The sequence below is a fragment of the uncultured Veillonella sp. genome (genome assembly GCF_963543145.1).
Taxonomy (GTDB): Bacteria; Bacillota; Negativicutes; order Veillonellales; family Veillonellaceae; genus Veillonella.
This window is the reverse complement of the sequence record NZ_CAUTZP010000005.1, coordinates 89,849-106,284: the sequence shown is the minus strand read 5'-3', so window position 1 is coordinate 106,284 and position 16,436 is coordinate 89,849. Positions and strand designations below refer to the sequence as shown.

The 16,436-nt window shown below is 43.1% G+C and carries 10 protein-coding genes and 1 pseudogene; 3 read left to right on the top strand and 8 right to left on the bottom strand.

Annotation, left to right across the window (positions count from 1 at the left end):
- The 4 genes from trpC to RWZ05_RS03925 all read right to left on the bottom strand — a co-directional run.
- A partial coding sequence (gene trpC / locus RWZ05_RS03940; RefSeq protein WP_314642310.1) for an indole-3-glycerol phosphate synthase TrpC occupies positions 1 to 1,171 on the bottom strand: 1,171 nt, incomplete at its 3' end.
- 3 nt (positions 1,172 to 1,174) lie between these two features.
- Entirely contained in the window at positions 1,175 to 2,185 is a 1,011-nt protein-coding gene (gene trpD / locus RWZ05_RS03935) for an anthranilate phosphoribosyltransferase (protein ID WP_314642307.1), read from the bottom strand.
- A 530-nt stretch (positions 2,186 to 2,715) separates the two neighbouring features.
- The gene (locus RWZ05_RS03930) at positions 2,716 to 3,282 is read right to left on the bottom strand and encodes an aminodeoxychorismate/anthranilate synthase component II (RefSeq protein ID WP_213467546.1); all 567 of its coding nucleotides are present in this window, start codon (positions 3,280 to 3,282) and stop codon (positions 2,716 to 2,718) included.
- Positions 3,282 to 4,751: a chorismate-binding protein gene (locus RWZ05_RS03925; RefSeq protein ID WP_314642302.1), complete on the bottom strand. Its 1,470-nt coding sequence runs from the start codon at positions 4,749 to 4,751 to the stop codon at positions 3,282 to 3,284. The genes RWZ05_RS03930 and RWZ05_RS03925 overlap by 1 nt, the downstream gene beginning before the upstream one ends.
- Positions 4,752 to 5,340: 589 nt before the next feature.
- Here RWZ05_RS03925 and RWZ05_RS03920 point away from each other — a divergent pair.
- A complete protein-coding gene (locus RWZ05_RS03920; protein ID WP_314642301.1) occupies positions 5,341 to 7,566 on the top strand; it encodes a sel1 repeat family protein in 2,226 nt (741 codons plus the stop codon).
- Between the two features lie 18 nt (positions 7,567 to 7,584).
- Positions 7,585 to 8,763 (top strand): MFS transporter, encoded by a 1,179-nt coding sequence (locus RWZ05_RS03915; RefSeq protein ID WP_314642299.1) that lies wholly within the window; start codon positions 7,585 to 7,587, stop codon positions 8,761 to 8,763.
- Positions 8,764 to 8,962: 199 nt separating this feature from the next.
- Here RWZ05_RS03915 and RWZ05_RS03910 read toward each other — a convergent pair.
- The 3 genes and pseudogenes from RWZ05_RS03910 to RWZ05_RS03900 all read right to left on the bottom strand — a co-directional run bounded on the left by RWZ05_RS03910 (position 8,963) and on the right by RWZ05_RS03900 (position 13,848).
- A pseudogene (locus RWZ05_RS03910) lies at positions 8,963 to 10,384 on the bottom strand (anion permease).
- A 2-nt stretch (positions 10,385 to 10,386) separates the two neighbouring features.
- Positions 10,387 to 11,526 (bottom strand): PrpF domain-containing protein, encoded by a 1,140-nt coding sequence (locus RWZ05_RS03905; protein WP_314642298.1) that lies wholly within the window; start codon positions 11,524 to 11,526, stop codon positions 10,387 to 10,389.
- Positions 11,527 to 11,550: 24 nt separating this feature from the next.
- A complete protein-coding gene (locus RWZ05_RS03900; RefSeq protein WP_314642295.1) occupies positions 11,551 to 13,848 on the bottom strand; it encodes a hydratase in 2,298 nt (765 codons plus the stop codon).
- A gap of 198 nt (positions 13,849 to 14,046) precedes the next feature.
- Here RWZ05_RS03900 and RWZ05_RS03895 point away from each other — a divergent pair, with 198 nt between their 5' ends.
- Positions 14,047 to 14,916 carry a LysR family transcriptional regulator gene (locus tag RWZ05_RS03895; protein ID WP_314642293.1) on the top strand — a complete coding sequence of 290 codons (870 nt, stop codon included), beginning with the start codon at positions 14,047 to 14,049 and terminating at the stop codon, positions 14,914 to 14,916.
- 221 nt (positions 14,917 to 15,137) lie between these two features.
- On the opposite strand, the gene dcuC is transcribed toward RWZ05_RS03895, so the two are convergent.
- Positions 15,138 to 16,391, bottom strand: coding sequence for a C4-dicarboxylate transporter DcuC (gene dcuC / locus RWZ05_RS03890; protein ID WP_314642292.1), 1,254 nt, complete (start codon positions 16,389 to 16,391; stop codon positions 15,138 to 15,140).
- Between the last annotated feature and the right edge of the window lie 45 nt (positions 16,392 to 16,436).

The following is a 16,436-nucleotide window of genomic DNA, read 5'->3' as shown; positions in this document are numbered from 1 at the left end:
CAAATAACAGCATATCCGCACTGCTATCAATCCATTTTTCTGCATCTGCAGCACTGCGGACTTGAATAGCTTTCCAAACCTCTACATTAGACTGTTCTTTTAGTATTTGGATGAAAGACTCATCTTCATCTCCATGAAGTTGAATCACATCAAGTTTTACGTCCTCAGCAATCGTAAGTAGGTTTTCTACCGTTTCATTTACGAATACGCCTACAGTTTTAATTGCGTATTGCTTATGGAGTTCGTCCACTAATGTCTTAGCTTGCTCCACAGTGACTTGCCGTTTGCTCGGTGCAAATACAAGGCCCATATAATCAGGCTTAGCATTGACTACAGCAGGGATTGTTTCCACCTTGGAGATGCCGCACATCTTAATCTTAGGCGTATAATATGTAGGCCCATACAGATAGGCTAACTTCTCAACCTTGTTTGGAGAGCGCATGAAGGTTTCCCCCATCAAGGCGACGCCGATATTGTTATCCCGCAATACTTGAATATCCTCTGGCGTTTCAAGGCCGCTTTCAGATACGAAAATCACATCGTCCTCAACGAGATTGCGTAAGCGCACACTATTTTGTACATCCACCGTGAAGTCTTTCAAATTGCGGTTATTAACGCCAATGATACGGGCACCGCAATCGATGGCCATTTGTACTTCGTGTTCGTCGTGAGCCTCTACTAAGGAAGACAAACCAAGAGAATCGGCTAACTCACGGAACTTCGTCAATGTAGGCACATCGAGGCAGGCACAAATCAAGAGGATGGCACTAGCGCCCCACACCTTCGCTTGGTAGATTTGGTATTCATCGATGATGAAGTCCTTACGAAGGACAGGGATTTTTACAGTGCTTGCAATTTCTTGCAAATATTTTTTATCACCTTTAAAGAAGTCTGGCTCTGTTAATACAGAGATGGCCGCTGCGCCGGCTACTTCATATTCTTTAGCGATATCTAAATAGGGGAAGTGCTCCGCAATGATGCCCTTAGACGGAGATGCCTTCTTTACTTCGCAAATGAAGTTAAAGTCTTGCTGACGAAGGGCTGCTTCAAAAGGAAATCCTGTATCAGATGGTAACGCCAAAGCCGCTGCTTTTACAGCCTCAGGCGTTTCCACCTGTTTTTCTTGGGCTACCCGAATTTTGGTAGCCTCTACAATTCTATCTAAAATCAATGATTATACCTCTTGGGTTGCTTTCACAAACTGTTTCATTGTGGCAAGAGCCTTGCCAGAGTCGATCATATTTTTCGCCTCTTCAATGCCCTCTGCTAATGTAATACCCTCTTTTGCAAGGTAAATCGCCATGCCTGCGTTGAGGAGAACCGCCGTGCGTTTGCCACCTTGTTCACCACCGAGAACGCGGCGCGTAATCTCAGCATTTACCGTAGCATCGCCACCTTCAAGCTCAGTTTTATCAGCGTATTCGAAACCGTATTCCTTTGGATCGAATTCGTAGCTTGTGAAAGTACCATTATTAATTTCGCATACATAGGTTTTATTGGTAGCCGTAATCTCATCAAGACCGTCGAAGCCGTGTACCACAGCACCGCGTTTAACGCCAAGATTAGCCAATACGCGAGCCAATGGTTCTACCAACGATTTATCGTACACGCCCATCAACTCTACAGTAGCGCCTGCAGGGTTTGCCAAAGGGCCAAGGATGTTGAACACCGTACGAACGCCCAACGCCTTACGTACAGGGCCTGCATATTTCATCGCTTGATGATACACAGGAGCAAACATGAAGCACATATTGGCTTTATTGAGCACTGCCTCGTTTTGTTCGCCATTAAGCTCTAATTTAGCGCCTAATGCTTCGATCAAATCAGCAGCACCACATTTACTAGATACACTGCGATTACCATGCTTTGCTACAGGAATACCTGCAGCAGAAATGACGAAACCAGATGTAGTAGAAATGTTAAACGTATTAGCCTCATCACCGCCAGTACCTACGATTTCCACAACAGTACCTTTGTGAGGTACAGAACCAGCCTTCTCGCGCATAACCTCAGCAAAAGCCGTAACCTCATCTACAGTAGGGCCCTTCGCCGCCAAAGCGCACAAGAAACCAGCCATAGGAACCTCGGCTACGTCGCCGCTCATAATCTTGTTCATTGTATCTTTTGCAAGGTCGTAGGATAAATCTTGACCATGCGTTACTGCATATAATGCGTCTTTAATCATTTTATATCTCCTTTTGAGGATATCTATTAAATTGATACCATATCAAACTGACTACTACCGATTGGGTTATGTCCTCAGCCTCCAAGTGGCCACCCCCCGCTATGCGGGGCGCCAAGTCGGCTTCGCACATAACCCAATCGCACCTATCAGCCAAAAAATCATACCAATTTAATAGATATCCCTCAAACAAACTATTATCAAATGATCCTGCGCATTATATGGAGTAACGCACAGGCCATTTCTTTATAAGGGGTGGGAAAGGTGGTGCTTTGCACCACCTTTCCCTATATTAGGGGTTCTGATTCGCATATTTCTTTAGAAAAATATGTCTATCGTTTAAGGTATGTGCTGTAGAGGGGCTATTGAATGAGTAATGCCAAGGTTGAGTTGGCAGGAAATAAGGTCTTAAGGAACGACTTGGCGGCCCCATGTAGTGGGGCGGTGGCCACTTGGAGTTCCGAGGGACCTTATTTCTGCCTTATCGTTCTAGGACCTATAAATAGCCCCTCGATACCTAAATTAAACAGTGATTATTTTTCTAAGAAATTGCGAATCATTTGTTCCCCGTTCGGTGTCATGATGGATTCCGGATGGAATTGCACGCCGTAGATTGGGTAGTCTTTGTGTTCTACGCTCATTACTTCGCCGTCGTCTGTAACGGATGTGACGATGAGTTCGCTTGGCATGGTTTCGTCAATGATCGCCAAGGAATGGTACCGTGCCACTTCAAATTGTTCTGGTACGCCTTTAAGAATTTTGGATGGGTGTACTTGTTTGGCTACGCTTTGTTTGCCGTGCATAACTTGTTTTGCGTAGGATACGGTGCCGCCGAATACTTCGCCGATAGCTTGGTGACCGAGGCATACGCCGAGGATTGGAAATTCGCCTTTGCATTCGCGCAATAGGTCTTCGTATACGCCCGCATCAGCTGGTCTGCCAGGTCCAGGTGAAAGTATCACATAGTCTGGTTTTAAAGCGCGGATTTCTTCAACTGTTAATTCATCGCTACGGATGACTTTAATATCTGGATCGATAGAGCCTACTAATTGGTATAAATTAAAGGAGAAGCTATCGTAATTATCTATAAGGAGTACCATTATTCTACCTCCTGTGCATCTGTAATTGCGGAAATCATGGATTGGCCTTTCATCAAAGTTTCGTTATATTCACTAGCCGGTACACTATCACGAACGATACCAGCGCCAGCACGAACATAGACTTTACCACCTTTATTCATGGCCATGCGGATACCAATACATACGTCCATGTTACCGGAGAAATCGATGTAACCTACAGCACCACCGTATACGCCACGTGGGCTTTTTTCAAGTTCGTGTAAAATCTCGATAGCACGAATCTTAGGTGCCCCAGATAAGGTACCAGCTGGCAATGTAGCACCGATAGCATCAAGGGCATCTTTGCCGTCTTGAATGTCTCCGCTTACAGTAGATGTAATGTGAATGACATGAGAGAAACGTTGCAACATATGTAACGCCTCTACTTTTACAGAACCGAATTTAGAAATTTTACCTAAATCATTACGACCAAGGTCAACGAGCATATTATGTTCAGCCAACTCTTTTTCGTCATTGATGAGTTTTTCCTCAATAGCGAGGTCCTCTGCTTCGTTTTTACCGCGGCGCATAGTGCCCGCAATTGGGAAGGTGTACATTTTACCATCTGTTAGTTTTACCAAGGTTTCTGGAGAGGCACCTGTAAGCTCTACATCGCCACCAGACAAGTAGAACATGTATGGAGATGGGTTCAACGTACGCAATACGCGGTATGCATTTAGCAAGCTGCCATCGAACTCGGCTTCGCGGCGATTCGATACAACACATTGGAAGATATCCCCTTCCTTGATGTAGTGCTGTGTCTTTTTAACAACTGCTTCAAACTCATCCTTTGTAAACTCAGATGTAAAGTCTGTTTTAAGAATGCCTTTTGGAATATCCGCCTCTTTACCGTTCACTACGAGATCTGCTAATGCTTTTAACTCAAGCTCAGCCTTGTTGTAGTTACGCTCTAAATCATTTGTGCTAATATTAGCAATCAAATAGATTTTATTTTTGTAATGGTCGAATGCAATAACCTTATCAAAGAGCATAAGATCTACATCGTTTACCATCGCTGGATCATCATCTGGTGTTGGGAAGTCCAATGTGGGCTCGATGTAGCGAATATATTCACAAGCGAAGTAGCCTACAAAACCACCTGTAAAGGTTGGCAACTCTTCTAAACGAGGGCTTTTATATTGGCTCAAAATATTGCGAATTTCTCCAGCTGGGTCAGAGCATTCAAAAGTACGTGTTGTACCGTCTTTGATAGTCATTTTATGATTTTTGCAGAATAGCTCAATCTTAGGATCATAGCCCAAGAAGGAATAACGGCCCCAATGATTACTATTATCCGCACTTTCAAGCAAGTACGTATGACTGCTCACTTGTTTTAATGCTTTCAACACACTAATCGGTGTGCGTACGTCGGATAAAATTTCCATATATACAGGCACGATATCGTAGCCCGGTGCGATAGCTTTCACACGGTCAAGACTAGGGAAAATCATGAGAACCTCCATCTGGCATTTGCCAATAAAAAAACTCGCCCATGACAATATAACGTCAAGGACGAGTCTATAGTTCTATTATTACAAGAGTATTCGAAAACCTTGTATTATGCTATAAATCGCGGTACCACCTTGTTTGAATGCAGTGCATTCCCCTTTCGCAGGATACTAACATATCCCTCACGACTAACGCTCGTGTGACGTCGCACCATACTAGGAATGAAAGTTCATTCTGTTCCCTGCGCCCTCGGTGGTCCATTTAATAAGCTGCGTACTACGGGTTCTCAGCTAATCCCGCTCTCTGTGAGTGCATTTCCTATTTTTATCTCCACCTCATCGGTTTCTTTAGGCGAGTATAAAATTATAATTTGATTATAATGTTTCTATAGAATGAAAGTCAAGAAAAATCTTAACTTTCACCTTATCCTTAGATTTATCAATTATCTGATATCGTTACTTGTAATTAAATCATGTACCCCTATTCTCCTTAGCAAATTCAGAATATTTATATTGTTTTCCTATAAATACTAATAGTATACTGAAATTACATATGTTATCAGCCTCTACTGATTATTATGCGGAGGAGAGAATGAGTTTTTATTTTACTGATCAAATACAGCGGTCTTTCAATAAAATATTCCATCAATGTAATAAAGATATCGCTTGGGAGGGCAAGGCAGAGCTTGAGGCCCTTGTGAAAGCCGACGAGGAAGGTCAAGAGATTCCAGGTATTGGCGATGTGTACGCTATTTTGGCGCGCGTTTATTCTGGCCCTCAGTTCACGTGGATTGAAGCAGGCTTTCCTGAGGATGACACAAAGGCGTATAGTTACTTGCATACCGCCATTCGTCGCGGCAGTGCTATCGCTATTTTACAGGCTATGCGTACCTCAGGAGCCCTTACACCAACCATTGAGAAAGAGTTACCTATGACGAAGGACGAAGCATTCCAGCGCGTCTATGAAGGTGCCCAAAAGGGTTGTTCTTATTGTGCGTACGCCATTGCCAATGTATTCCAATGGGGAGATTACCACATCTTACCATCGGCTCAAAAGCTAGTCAATGAAGGTGAACCATCTACCTTTACCCGTTTCTTAAAAGGCTTATTTGTACAAGCAAATCAACGTAGATTGGCAAACAAAGTAAATGCTATTGCTCAAGAATGGCTCCGTAAATCTGCCGAGGCTGGTCTTGTTATTGCATACAGCAACTTGCGCGTTACCTATGTAGAGCAAGATAATAGGCAAATGGAAGAACAAACCATTTTTAAAGGGGCCGAAGCAGGTTTGCCACTCATGTTGTATCTAGCAGGCGATATTTGTAAAGCTCGCGGGGAACATGAACGAGCTCTTGAATATTTTGAGCGCGGCGCAGCCATGAATAATGGCCTATCTTTACGGGAAGCTGCCGAATATTACGCAAAACCACAGTTGTCTAATAAAAGAATCCCGCAGAATATTCAAAAGGCTCTCAGATACTACGAGCGCGCTGCTATAAGCCCAGATTATTTAGACTTTGACGACCATGCTTATGTTACATTGCAGGCCATCATTATTCGCACATTGAATATCGATGGTCAGTCCCAAGACTGGTCTCGCATTGCTCACTTATTGCAACAACCAGCTATTTACACTCTCGATGCTATTTGGCCATATCTCGCTTATGTATTTACTTTCAAAAAAGGTAATACCCCTGCCATGAGAACCGCCATAGAATGCGTTAATCCGGCTAGCAAATGTCACGACAGGTACGGTAGTTACGACTATGCGGATCATCTATGGCAACTGGCGGCCGGCTATTGCTACGAAATCGGTGCCATTACAAAAGAACCGGATTTAGACCAAGCCGTTACGTTCTACGAGCATGCTCGTGAAAGTATCAACCGTCTCAACACTAGAAATGATAATTGGTTAGGTAATGGTGAGCCCTTGGTAATTCCTGACGAAGCATCTGAACGACTAGAAGCCTTTGAGCTCGTTAATGGCCACTACCAGTACAAAGAAGGCATAACACAATCTTCTACAACTTGTAATCCTATGCCACCTGCATGGCCTCAAAACTCTGTTGATGTATTAGAAATCTTCGAGGACTCTACTACTGGTTGGCGTACTAATAAATACGATTGGGATTTCATTGTGCGCGAATGGGATACACAAAAATACCTCAGTTTTATCATCTATGACAATCGTCAATCCATAGAAAACGTAATTCACGATGTGTACAGCATTGTTATGTTCCACAATGAAGATAAAAACTCTTGTACAATCTATCTATACGGCTACAATGAGGATACCAGTGAACCAGATGAAACCTTAGAGCCTACAGTATATGAAATACGATACTTTAAAGAAATGTCCATTCCTGACGGTTTACGTTTAATTAAAGACTTCTATGATAATGCTACATTACCTGTTATTGATGAAAGTTGGGAGAAACAGTACAAAAATACAACACCTCCACGAGAATATGTATTAACTGTAGATAACGATATCTTCCACCTCAATCAATATGAACATTCCAATCAAATGATTAAGGATGCCTTAGAAGGCGTAGCTAATGGCAAGTATGATATCATGGCGGTTCGCCCATCTAACCTCGACGATCAAGATATTAGCTACTTCATCGAGCGTGGAAAAGGTAAAAACTTACACATTCGACTCTTTATCACTATAGAAGACGACGTAGGAGACAACATCGTATATGGCTTTGAACGAGACTCTTGCAACTTAACATCCATTAACTACTGGATTCAAGAATCTATGACAAGCAGTAAACTTCCGGACTTAAGCGATTGGGAAGAAGTTAAAAAGAAATAAAACTAAAGGAGGGATACTTTGGAAACGTGGAAACGAACGGTGTACATATGCGCATTCTGCGTATTCTTTATGTCCCTTGGGATTAGTCAGGTAAGCCCTATTCTCCCTCTATACTTCCATAATATGGGCTTAAGCGATACAGGCTCGATAGCACGATGGTCCGGTGCCTCCATGGGCATCACCTTCCTCATTGTCTGTTTAGCTGCTCCCTTCTGGGGCCGATTAGCAGACCGTAAGGGACGTAAAATTACCCTCATACGCTCTAGTCTCGGTATGGCTATATGTAGTTTCTTATTGGGCTTTCAGACTACACCAGAAGGTGTTTTCCTCGTTCGTACGTTGCAAGGTTTAGTAAGCGGTTTTTACTCCGCATCGGTAACACTGATTGCGTCAGAAACACCGCAAAACCATACAGGTTGGGCACTAGGGATTATTGCCTCTTTTAACCTTGCTGGCTCACTAGCAGGTCCCCTTGTAGGTGGGTATCTCAGTGATGTAGTAGGCATTCGAAATGACTTCTTTATCATCGGGGCCCTTATGCTTATCTCCTTTGGCTTAACGGCTATGCTAGTACATGAAAACTATGTTCCAAAGCCGCTTGTAGAAAAGCAAACTTTTAGAAATCTAAAAGCTCACTTACCAGAGTTTTCTAGTTTAGTCGCTTTATCTACAGCCTCCTTCTTGTATGCCATTTCGGTGACCGCCATTTCCCCTATTATGACGGTTTACATTAAAGGAATGCTACCAAGCAATACGGAAAATATAGCCTTCATATCTGGTGCTGTATTCTCCGCCATGGGTATCGCCCAGTTCTTTAGTAGCTCTCCACTCGGAAAATTAGTAGACCGCATAGGCCCTAGAAAGGTACTCATCTACTCCATGATCTATGTAGGTCTGCTCAATATACCGCAAGCCTATGTGGACTCTGTGTATGTACTCGGGTTTATCCGTTTCTTACAAGGTTTTGGGCTTGGTGGTATGTTACCAGCCCTTAATACCTATTTAGCATCAAAAACACCTAAGGAATATACGGGCCAAGTATTCTCGTACAATCAATCTTGTTTGTTTATGGGTTACTTCCTAGGCTCCTTTGGTGGCTCCATCGTAGCCGCTCAATTTGGCTTCACAACCCTTTTCTGGGCATGTGGCCTTACCTTTATCGGCGCCGCCCTATGGGTTGCATCAAAATTAAAATAACCCGAAAAAGCTGTCCCAAGAATTCAGATGGATTCTAGGACAGCTCTTTTATTATGTTCTTTTATATCTTTTATTATGTTCTTTTATATCTTTTATTATGTTGTTTTGTGAAAGTCTGAAAACTTTCACTACCTAGGGGATAATCATTCTATAGGTATAGAATAACTATATTCTCTAGTTTATTGTCTTTAGTTAGGTATTATAGGATACCGATGATTTCCCACCATGCGTAGCCTACTGTAAGGTTTACGATGAAGCACACGATAGCGAAGATACCGCCGATAACCCACCAGTTTTTAACTGTGTTGTAACCTGCACCAAATACAATCGGAGCCGCTGCACCACCGTAGTGGGTCAACGCACCACCGTAGGAGTTTGTAGCAGCTAATAACAAGGACAAGGCCATTGGATTTACGCCCGCCACTTTACCTACAGTAAGGAATACTGGAAGCATGGCTACAACGTAGGCACTACCAGAGGCGAACAAGTAACGAACAGCGATACTGAGAGCGCCTATGATAATTAGAGCCATCATCGGGTTGTCGCCGAAGCTGAAGTGTGTACCCATAAAATCAGCTAGCCATTCAAAGAATTTAACCTTGGTCAACGCACTGGACATGCCGATGATACCACCGAACCAGATCAACGTATTCCAAGCACCTTTTGATTCAAGCATATCTTCCCATTTGATTGTGCCTGTTATAAGCGCTGCTACCATGGCTGTAATAGCTACTGCTGTTGCATCAAGAGAGAATTTAATACCAAAGCCTTTCATCAAAATGGATGGTAATGCCCAACCCACTAAGGCAAGAATAAAGATAACGATGAGAGATTTTTCCCGACCAGACATAGGTCCTAGTTCTTTTAAACCTTCATCAGCAATCGCGTGAGAGTCGATGTGTTGAATAGATGGTTTGTCTAAGTAATATACCAAAGCAGGTGTAATGAGAAGCATTACAAGACCTGGTACTCCGAGCGCTAATGCCCATAGTCCCCAGTCGAGATCTACACCGAGGATTTTGTTCATGTAGTCAGCAGCCAATAAGTTTGGTGCCATTGCTGTAGCGAACATGAAGCTTGTTACCTTAGTAACCATGTATGTGTTAACCATGAGGTAAGAACCAGCTTTTTTAGCGGTTTCACCAGGCTCAGACCCCAAAGCTTTTGCTACAGAGTTCATGATTGGGAACACGATACCACCACAACGTGCTGTGTTGGACGGTGTTACTGGGGAAATAACCAAATCTAATAAAGCAGTTACATAGCCAAGACGCAATGTAGTGTGACCTAAAGATTTAATCAATAGATAGGCAATACGACGGCCTAGGCCTGTTTTTACGAACGCCACACTGAGGGAGAACGCAGCGAATACTAACCATACGGTTGTAGATGCATAACCAGACAATACGTTTTTCGTAGCATTCAAGAAAATTGCAGAACCTGCAATAGATAATAACAAGATAATTGGTGCTGGCCAAGGTTTAACAACAAGACCAACGATAGCCATTAAATAGAAACCTAATAGTCACCAAGCTTCAACGCTCAAACCTTCTGGCGGTGTAATGAACCACATTGACAGAGGAATGGCAAACATAATTGCAATTTTAAGTAGCTTATTCATTCTTACTCTCCTTTAACATAAGCTATGCCTTTCATGATCGGTCGCGCTGTTCTAGCGACGCCCGCCTTCTCCACATGCCAACCATTATCATGGGTCAAGCATATTTCGAAATCAAATTTCCCTGATGGATGCGCTAAAGTAACGCGATTTGTTTCCTTAGCACGTTCGCTCACTACTTCGTTTGCCACAGTACCCGTAATAAGCGCTGCCGTAGCTGTACAAATACCACCTGTAACAGCATACGCTTTATGCATTACAGCTAGTGCCTTTGTACGGGCTACAATGTCTATGCTATTCCCCTTGATAGTTCGACCATCGCTTGCCACGTAGGTTTGTGGTGCAGACACCATGCAAACCTTTGGAACTGCAGGACTCACAGCCTCTTTAGATGGAGCAAGGTCCATCATCACAGCCGCAGTAGTACGAATATCTTCAAGTGTATTGAGTAATACACCGCCATCCGTTTCTGTGAAAGCCGGTAATTCCGTACCTTCATAACCAAGGTCCGTAGCCTTTACAAAGACAGCTGGATTAGCTGCGTCTACGAGACTGACTTGGATTGTGCGACCATCAGCCAATGTAATCGTGTCTTGTACATTCCCTGTTGGTAGTAGCTTACCCGTCTTAGAACCACCTGGCTCCAAGAAATATAATGTAATACGAGCACCTGTACCAGGTACACCGTCGATAGCAAAATCACCGTCAATAACAGGCTTGCCATCTCGAACTGGCACATGCGCTTCAATCACCTTATTTGTATTCGTGTTAAAGATACGAACTACTGTTTCTGGTTCTACAGCTTTCACAAAGCCTTCCATAATAGCAAATACCCCTGCACCAGCAGAAATATTGCCACAGTTACCTTCATAATCCACTACCGCATCAGCGATGCCTACATACCCAAAGGTGTAGTCGACATCTGCATCATCGCGGTCAGAAGGATTTACGATAGCTACCTTGCTCGTCAATGGATCGGCACCACCAATACCATTAATTTGACGTGCATCAGGAGAACCATATAAATCTAAAATCATACGGTCTCGTGCAGCTGGATCAGTGGGAAGCGTATCTTTTAACAGATACGCCCCTTTACTAGTACCACCGCGCATATAGGTAACAGGAATTTCTTTATACCCGTTCATAATGTACTCCTTTATGTTCACCACTTACGCTTTACTATTTGCATAGTAGTTGATGAGACAACCTGCTGCGATAATATCTTTTTCTTCATCGCTGAGATGACCTAAATGCAATGTAATCTCTGCTTTCTTCACGCCACCGCTGATAACATATGCTTTGTAATCATCGGAGTCAGAGAATAATTGGTCACGCACATTTGGCACATATACATAGTCGCCTACTGCCATAGTTTTGGAGTCTTCTTCGCTAGTTACGAACGGCAACATGCCCCAGTTAATAACATTGCTGCGATAACGTTTTGTAGCATATTCAATAGCAATATTAGCACCACCACCCAATACGCGTTGGCAGGATGCTGCTTGTTCACGAGCAGAGCCATCGCCAGGGCGATTAGCGTACACCATACTGGAAACGGCTGTAGATTTAGCCATATCCTCTACGGAATCTGTAAGACCAAGCGCTTGTTTTACCTCTTCATAGGCAGTTACTAAATCGGCTGCACTTTCACCTTCTTGACGAGATTTTTCCCAATCGCGAACGACTTTCGCACGACCTACATACTCAGGAACCTTACGGCTCAAAGCAAACTCAGACAATGCATATGGGTCAGAACGGAAGGAAGATGTTTCACCAGATGGAATCAACTCATCTGTAGTCGTTACAGGATCGTCGATATAAGCTGCTACTTTGAGCAATACATTTGGTGTCAATGCTTCGATAGAAGGCCATGGTTTGATAGATGGACCATACACGAGCTCAGTATCTTTATTAGGTTCGTTAAAGCCATTATATACCTTGCTTTCATAAGGTTTATCATCATAGTGGTAAGCTGGCACCGCATCATCATATTCGATATCAGTAGCCGCCGTTAACGCACCACCATTAATAGCCGTAGCCGCTACAGAACGGGCGTCTAACAGTGCAACGGAAGAGATTTGACCATTCCCTGGTTTAGACCCTTCACGATTTGGGAAGTTACGTGTCGCATGACGACCGCTGAGGCCCGTATTATTAGGTGTATCGCCTGCGCCGAAGCAAGGACCACAGAAGGCTGTACGCACGATGGCACCAGCACTCATAAGGTCAACGAGAGCACCATTTTTCATAAGCTCTAAATAAATTGGTTGGCTAGAAGGATATACACTGAAAGCGAAACGACCGGAGCCTACGCTCTTACCGCGTACGATATTGGCCGCTTGCATGATATTTTCATACAAACCGCCAGAACAACCAACGATGATACCTTGATCTAAGTGTAATTTGCCGTCAAAGTGTTTTTCAGGCAATTGCAAGGACAAGGATTTATTATCTAATTGCTCAACCGCTTGACGTTCGATTTCCGCTAATAAATCGCGACCGCCTTCGTTGATTTCTTTAATAGTATATACATTACTTGGATGGAATGGCATAGCAATCATGCTTTCCACTGCGCCAAGATCAACCTTTACAAGGCCATCATAGTAAGCCACATCGCCAGGGTTAAGCTCTTTATACGCATCACCGCGACCATGAAGGGTTAAGAATTCTTTTGTATGGCTATCTGTTCTCCAGATTGTTGTAAGACATGTAGTCTCAGTAGTCATTACATCGATGCCGTTACGGAAGTCCATGGATAGGTGTTCAATACCAGGGCCTACGAATTCCATTACTTTATTTTTTACGAACCCATTCGCAAATACAGCTTTTTCAATAGCGAGAGCCACGTCTTGTGGACCTACGCCGTGTTTAGGTTTACCATCCAGGTAAATCGCGATAACCTCTGGACGTTGTACATCATAGGTACGACCGAGCAATTGTTTTACAAGCTCTGGACCGCCTTCACCAATCGCCATAGTACCAAGCGCACCATAACGAGTATGGCTATCGGAGCCGAGGATCATTTTGCCGCAACCTGCCATCGTTTCACGCATATATTGGTGAATAACGGCAAGATGAGGTGGTACATAGACGCCGCCGAAACGTTGTACTGCGGATAAGCCAAACACATGATCGTCTTCATTAATTGTGCCCCCTACAGCGGCTAAACTGTTATGACAGTTTGTCAAAATATAAGGAATTGGGAATTTATCTAGACCACTGGCAATAGCCGTTTGGATAATGCCAACATAGGTGATATCGTGAGATGTTAAAGCATCGAATTTGATGCGTAAATCTTCATCCCCTTCATGTTGTTGGTGGTCCATTAAAATACGGTACGCCATCGTTTCCTTATAGGCGCGCTCTTTATTAAAAACTTCTTGCTGATCAAGGGCTGCACTAGAATCTGCAGGAACGATATCCGTACCATGATATAAAAATACACCATTTGGAATTAACTCAACCATAACTTGCTCCTTTATTACTTTCAGGCATGTGTAAACCTTTACAAACACTATACTTTCACCATGTTTATGGATGAAAGTTACATTCCTCTTACATGTAACTAGTCTTTAGTTATATCTAATCTGTATAGCCCTAGCCGTCCCTCATCTGTACCAACTCTACGGGATAGAGTACAATAATACATATGTAAAGGAGAGTTTATGGACACGAAAGATTGTACAATTTTAAAAACCTTAGCAGAGGAAAATAATATTACTTATGCGGCACGTCGTCTATTTATGACGCAACCGGCATTGAGTGAACGAATAAAAAAATTAGAAAAGGAATTTAACTGTCCTATCATCAACCGACAAGCTCGTGGTGTAGAGTTTACCTATCAAGGTCAACGCCTTGTGCGGTACGCCGAAGATTTGCTCAATTCCTATACTTCGGTGCGCCAAGAGCTATTAGCTATGGGTAGTGAACCACGGGGTACATTAAACCTAGGATGCTCAAATGTATTCGCCAAGTATCACATTCCCCATATCTTATCCACCTTTAAAGAGGCGTATCCCCACATTGATATCATCATGTATACGGGACTTAGCTATAAGCTGTACCATGACTTCCTTGAAGGTCGCCTACATGCTGCCATCATCCGCGGTGCTCACACTTGGACAGAATCGAAAGAGCATATTTGGTCTGAACCATTCTGCTTCTTTAACAAAACGCCTTGTGCCGTAGAGGACTTACCTCGTCTGCCCTATATTCACTATCAAACAGATCCGAATTTACAGCAAACCATAGATGATTGGTGGTATTCTCACTACTCACAACCACCGATGCGCACCATCGAGGTGAACGACATCGATACCTGTATGAAGCTCGTCAACCAAGGGCTTGGTTTCACCATCCTCACCCAAAGCTGTGGTAACGATTACCCTAACCTATTTAAGGAAACCTTGAAGGATCTTGATGGTCACATCATGACTCGTGATACATGGATGTACACCCGTCATAGTGCCCTTGAGTCCAAACCAGTACAGGCTTTTTACTCATTTATGAAAACCTGGGCTGTCACAAAGGTATAGTATATATTCCTTTAATACATATAATATATTATGAAAGTGCAATAAAAACAAATTGCTCTTTTCTTTAGTATCCATAAATTTTACTTATACCTTGTACCTCAGCATAAAAAAGAACCCGTCATGACGATGATCATGACGGGTTTTCTTTTATGAAAGTTTTTCTTTTATAATTGCTTTTATAAAATAATGTCTCTACTATTACACAATCAATATATCTCAGACTAGAGTAACAATAGCATAATCACAACTGTAGCAATGATACATGGCACAGCATTACGTTTTGCCATTTCCATAGGATTGATTCCAGCAATCCCTGCGACGATGATACCGGCACCTGCTACAGGACTCATGCTACGACCGATACCTGCACCGATTTGTGCCATGGAGCCAAGTTCTATAATACCATAGCCGAAGTCTGCTGCGTGTGGTGTTACAGCACCATTAAAGGCAAGGGCTGCTGCATTACCAGAACCAGAGATAACAGCCAACAAGAACGGACCAAAGGCCGCGCCAATTTGAGCGATTTGTTGAGAGTTCTTCATGCCATCAATAAGAGCACTCGTAAGACCGATGAGTTGCATACCAGCTGTAAAACATGCAGCAGCAGCCATAAGGCCTACTACATCACACATACCATCACCAGTACCGCGGAAGAACTTCTTCACCGCTTCTGTTACATTAGGACGAACTGCTACGATACCAATGGCTGTGCCGATGAGCATAGATACAGGCACAGAAACTTCTGGAATTACCGCCACTTGTTTACTGCCGAGTACAAGCAATACAAGTGGAATAATAGGGATAATAGCATAAAGATAATTTACTTTAAACTCTTTACTGTCCTCAGTAGTATCATTTTTCATCACATACCCTGTATGCTCTTTCTTAACAATAGCTACGATATTCAGTAAAATTGCGGCTACTACGATACCAATCATGGCTTGCATGGAGAAGCTTGCAATAACCGTCATTACATCTACACCCGCTAGTTGTGCCACTTGAGGGTTAAACATAAGGCCTGGGCTCAAAGAGCTACCCCAAGTACCTAGGAAAATAGCAGAACCCGCCATTGCTGGATGTACACCAGAGCGAATGAGCGCTGGGATTAATAGAGCACCTACCGCCGCCGCACAGCCTGCCGCTGTAGGCAACGCAATGTTGATTAAGAACGTAATAATAACTGCGCCAGGGATGATGATTTTAGTCATCTTCTTAAGTCCAGCAGAGATGAAATACACCATATGTTCTGTACATTTTGTATATTCCATAACATAACTAAAACCAAGAACAGTACAAATTGTCGGCACAAGGCCTGGATTTGTAAGTTCTTTTACAAAGGCCGTTGTACCCGCACCAAGCTGTCCACCAATAAAGCACATCAAAAGGCCCGACAATAATAACACGAGCCGCGTTTCATACTGTTTAATAATAGCGATAAAGGTCGCTACTACGATAACAATACCTGCAATAACCATAATCTCTCCAATCTGTGTATTCCCTGCCAATCGCAAGTATTCACT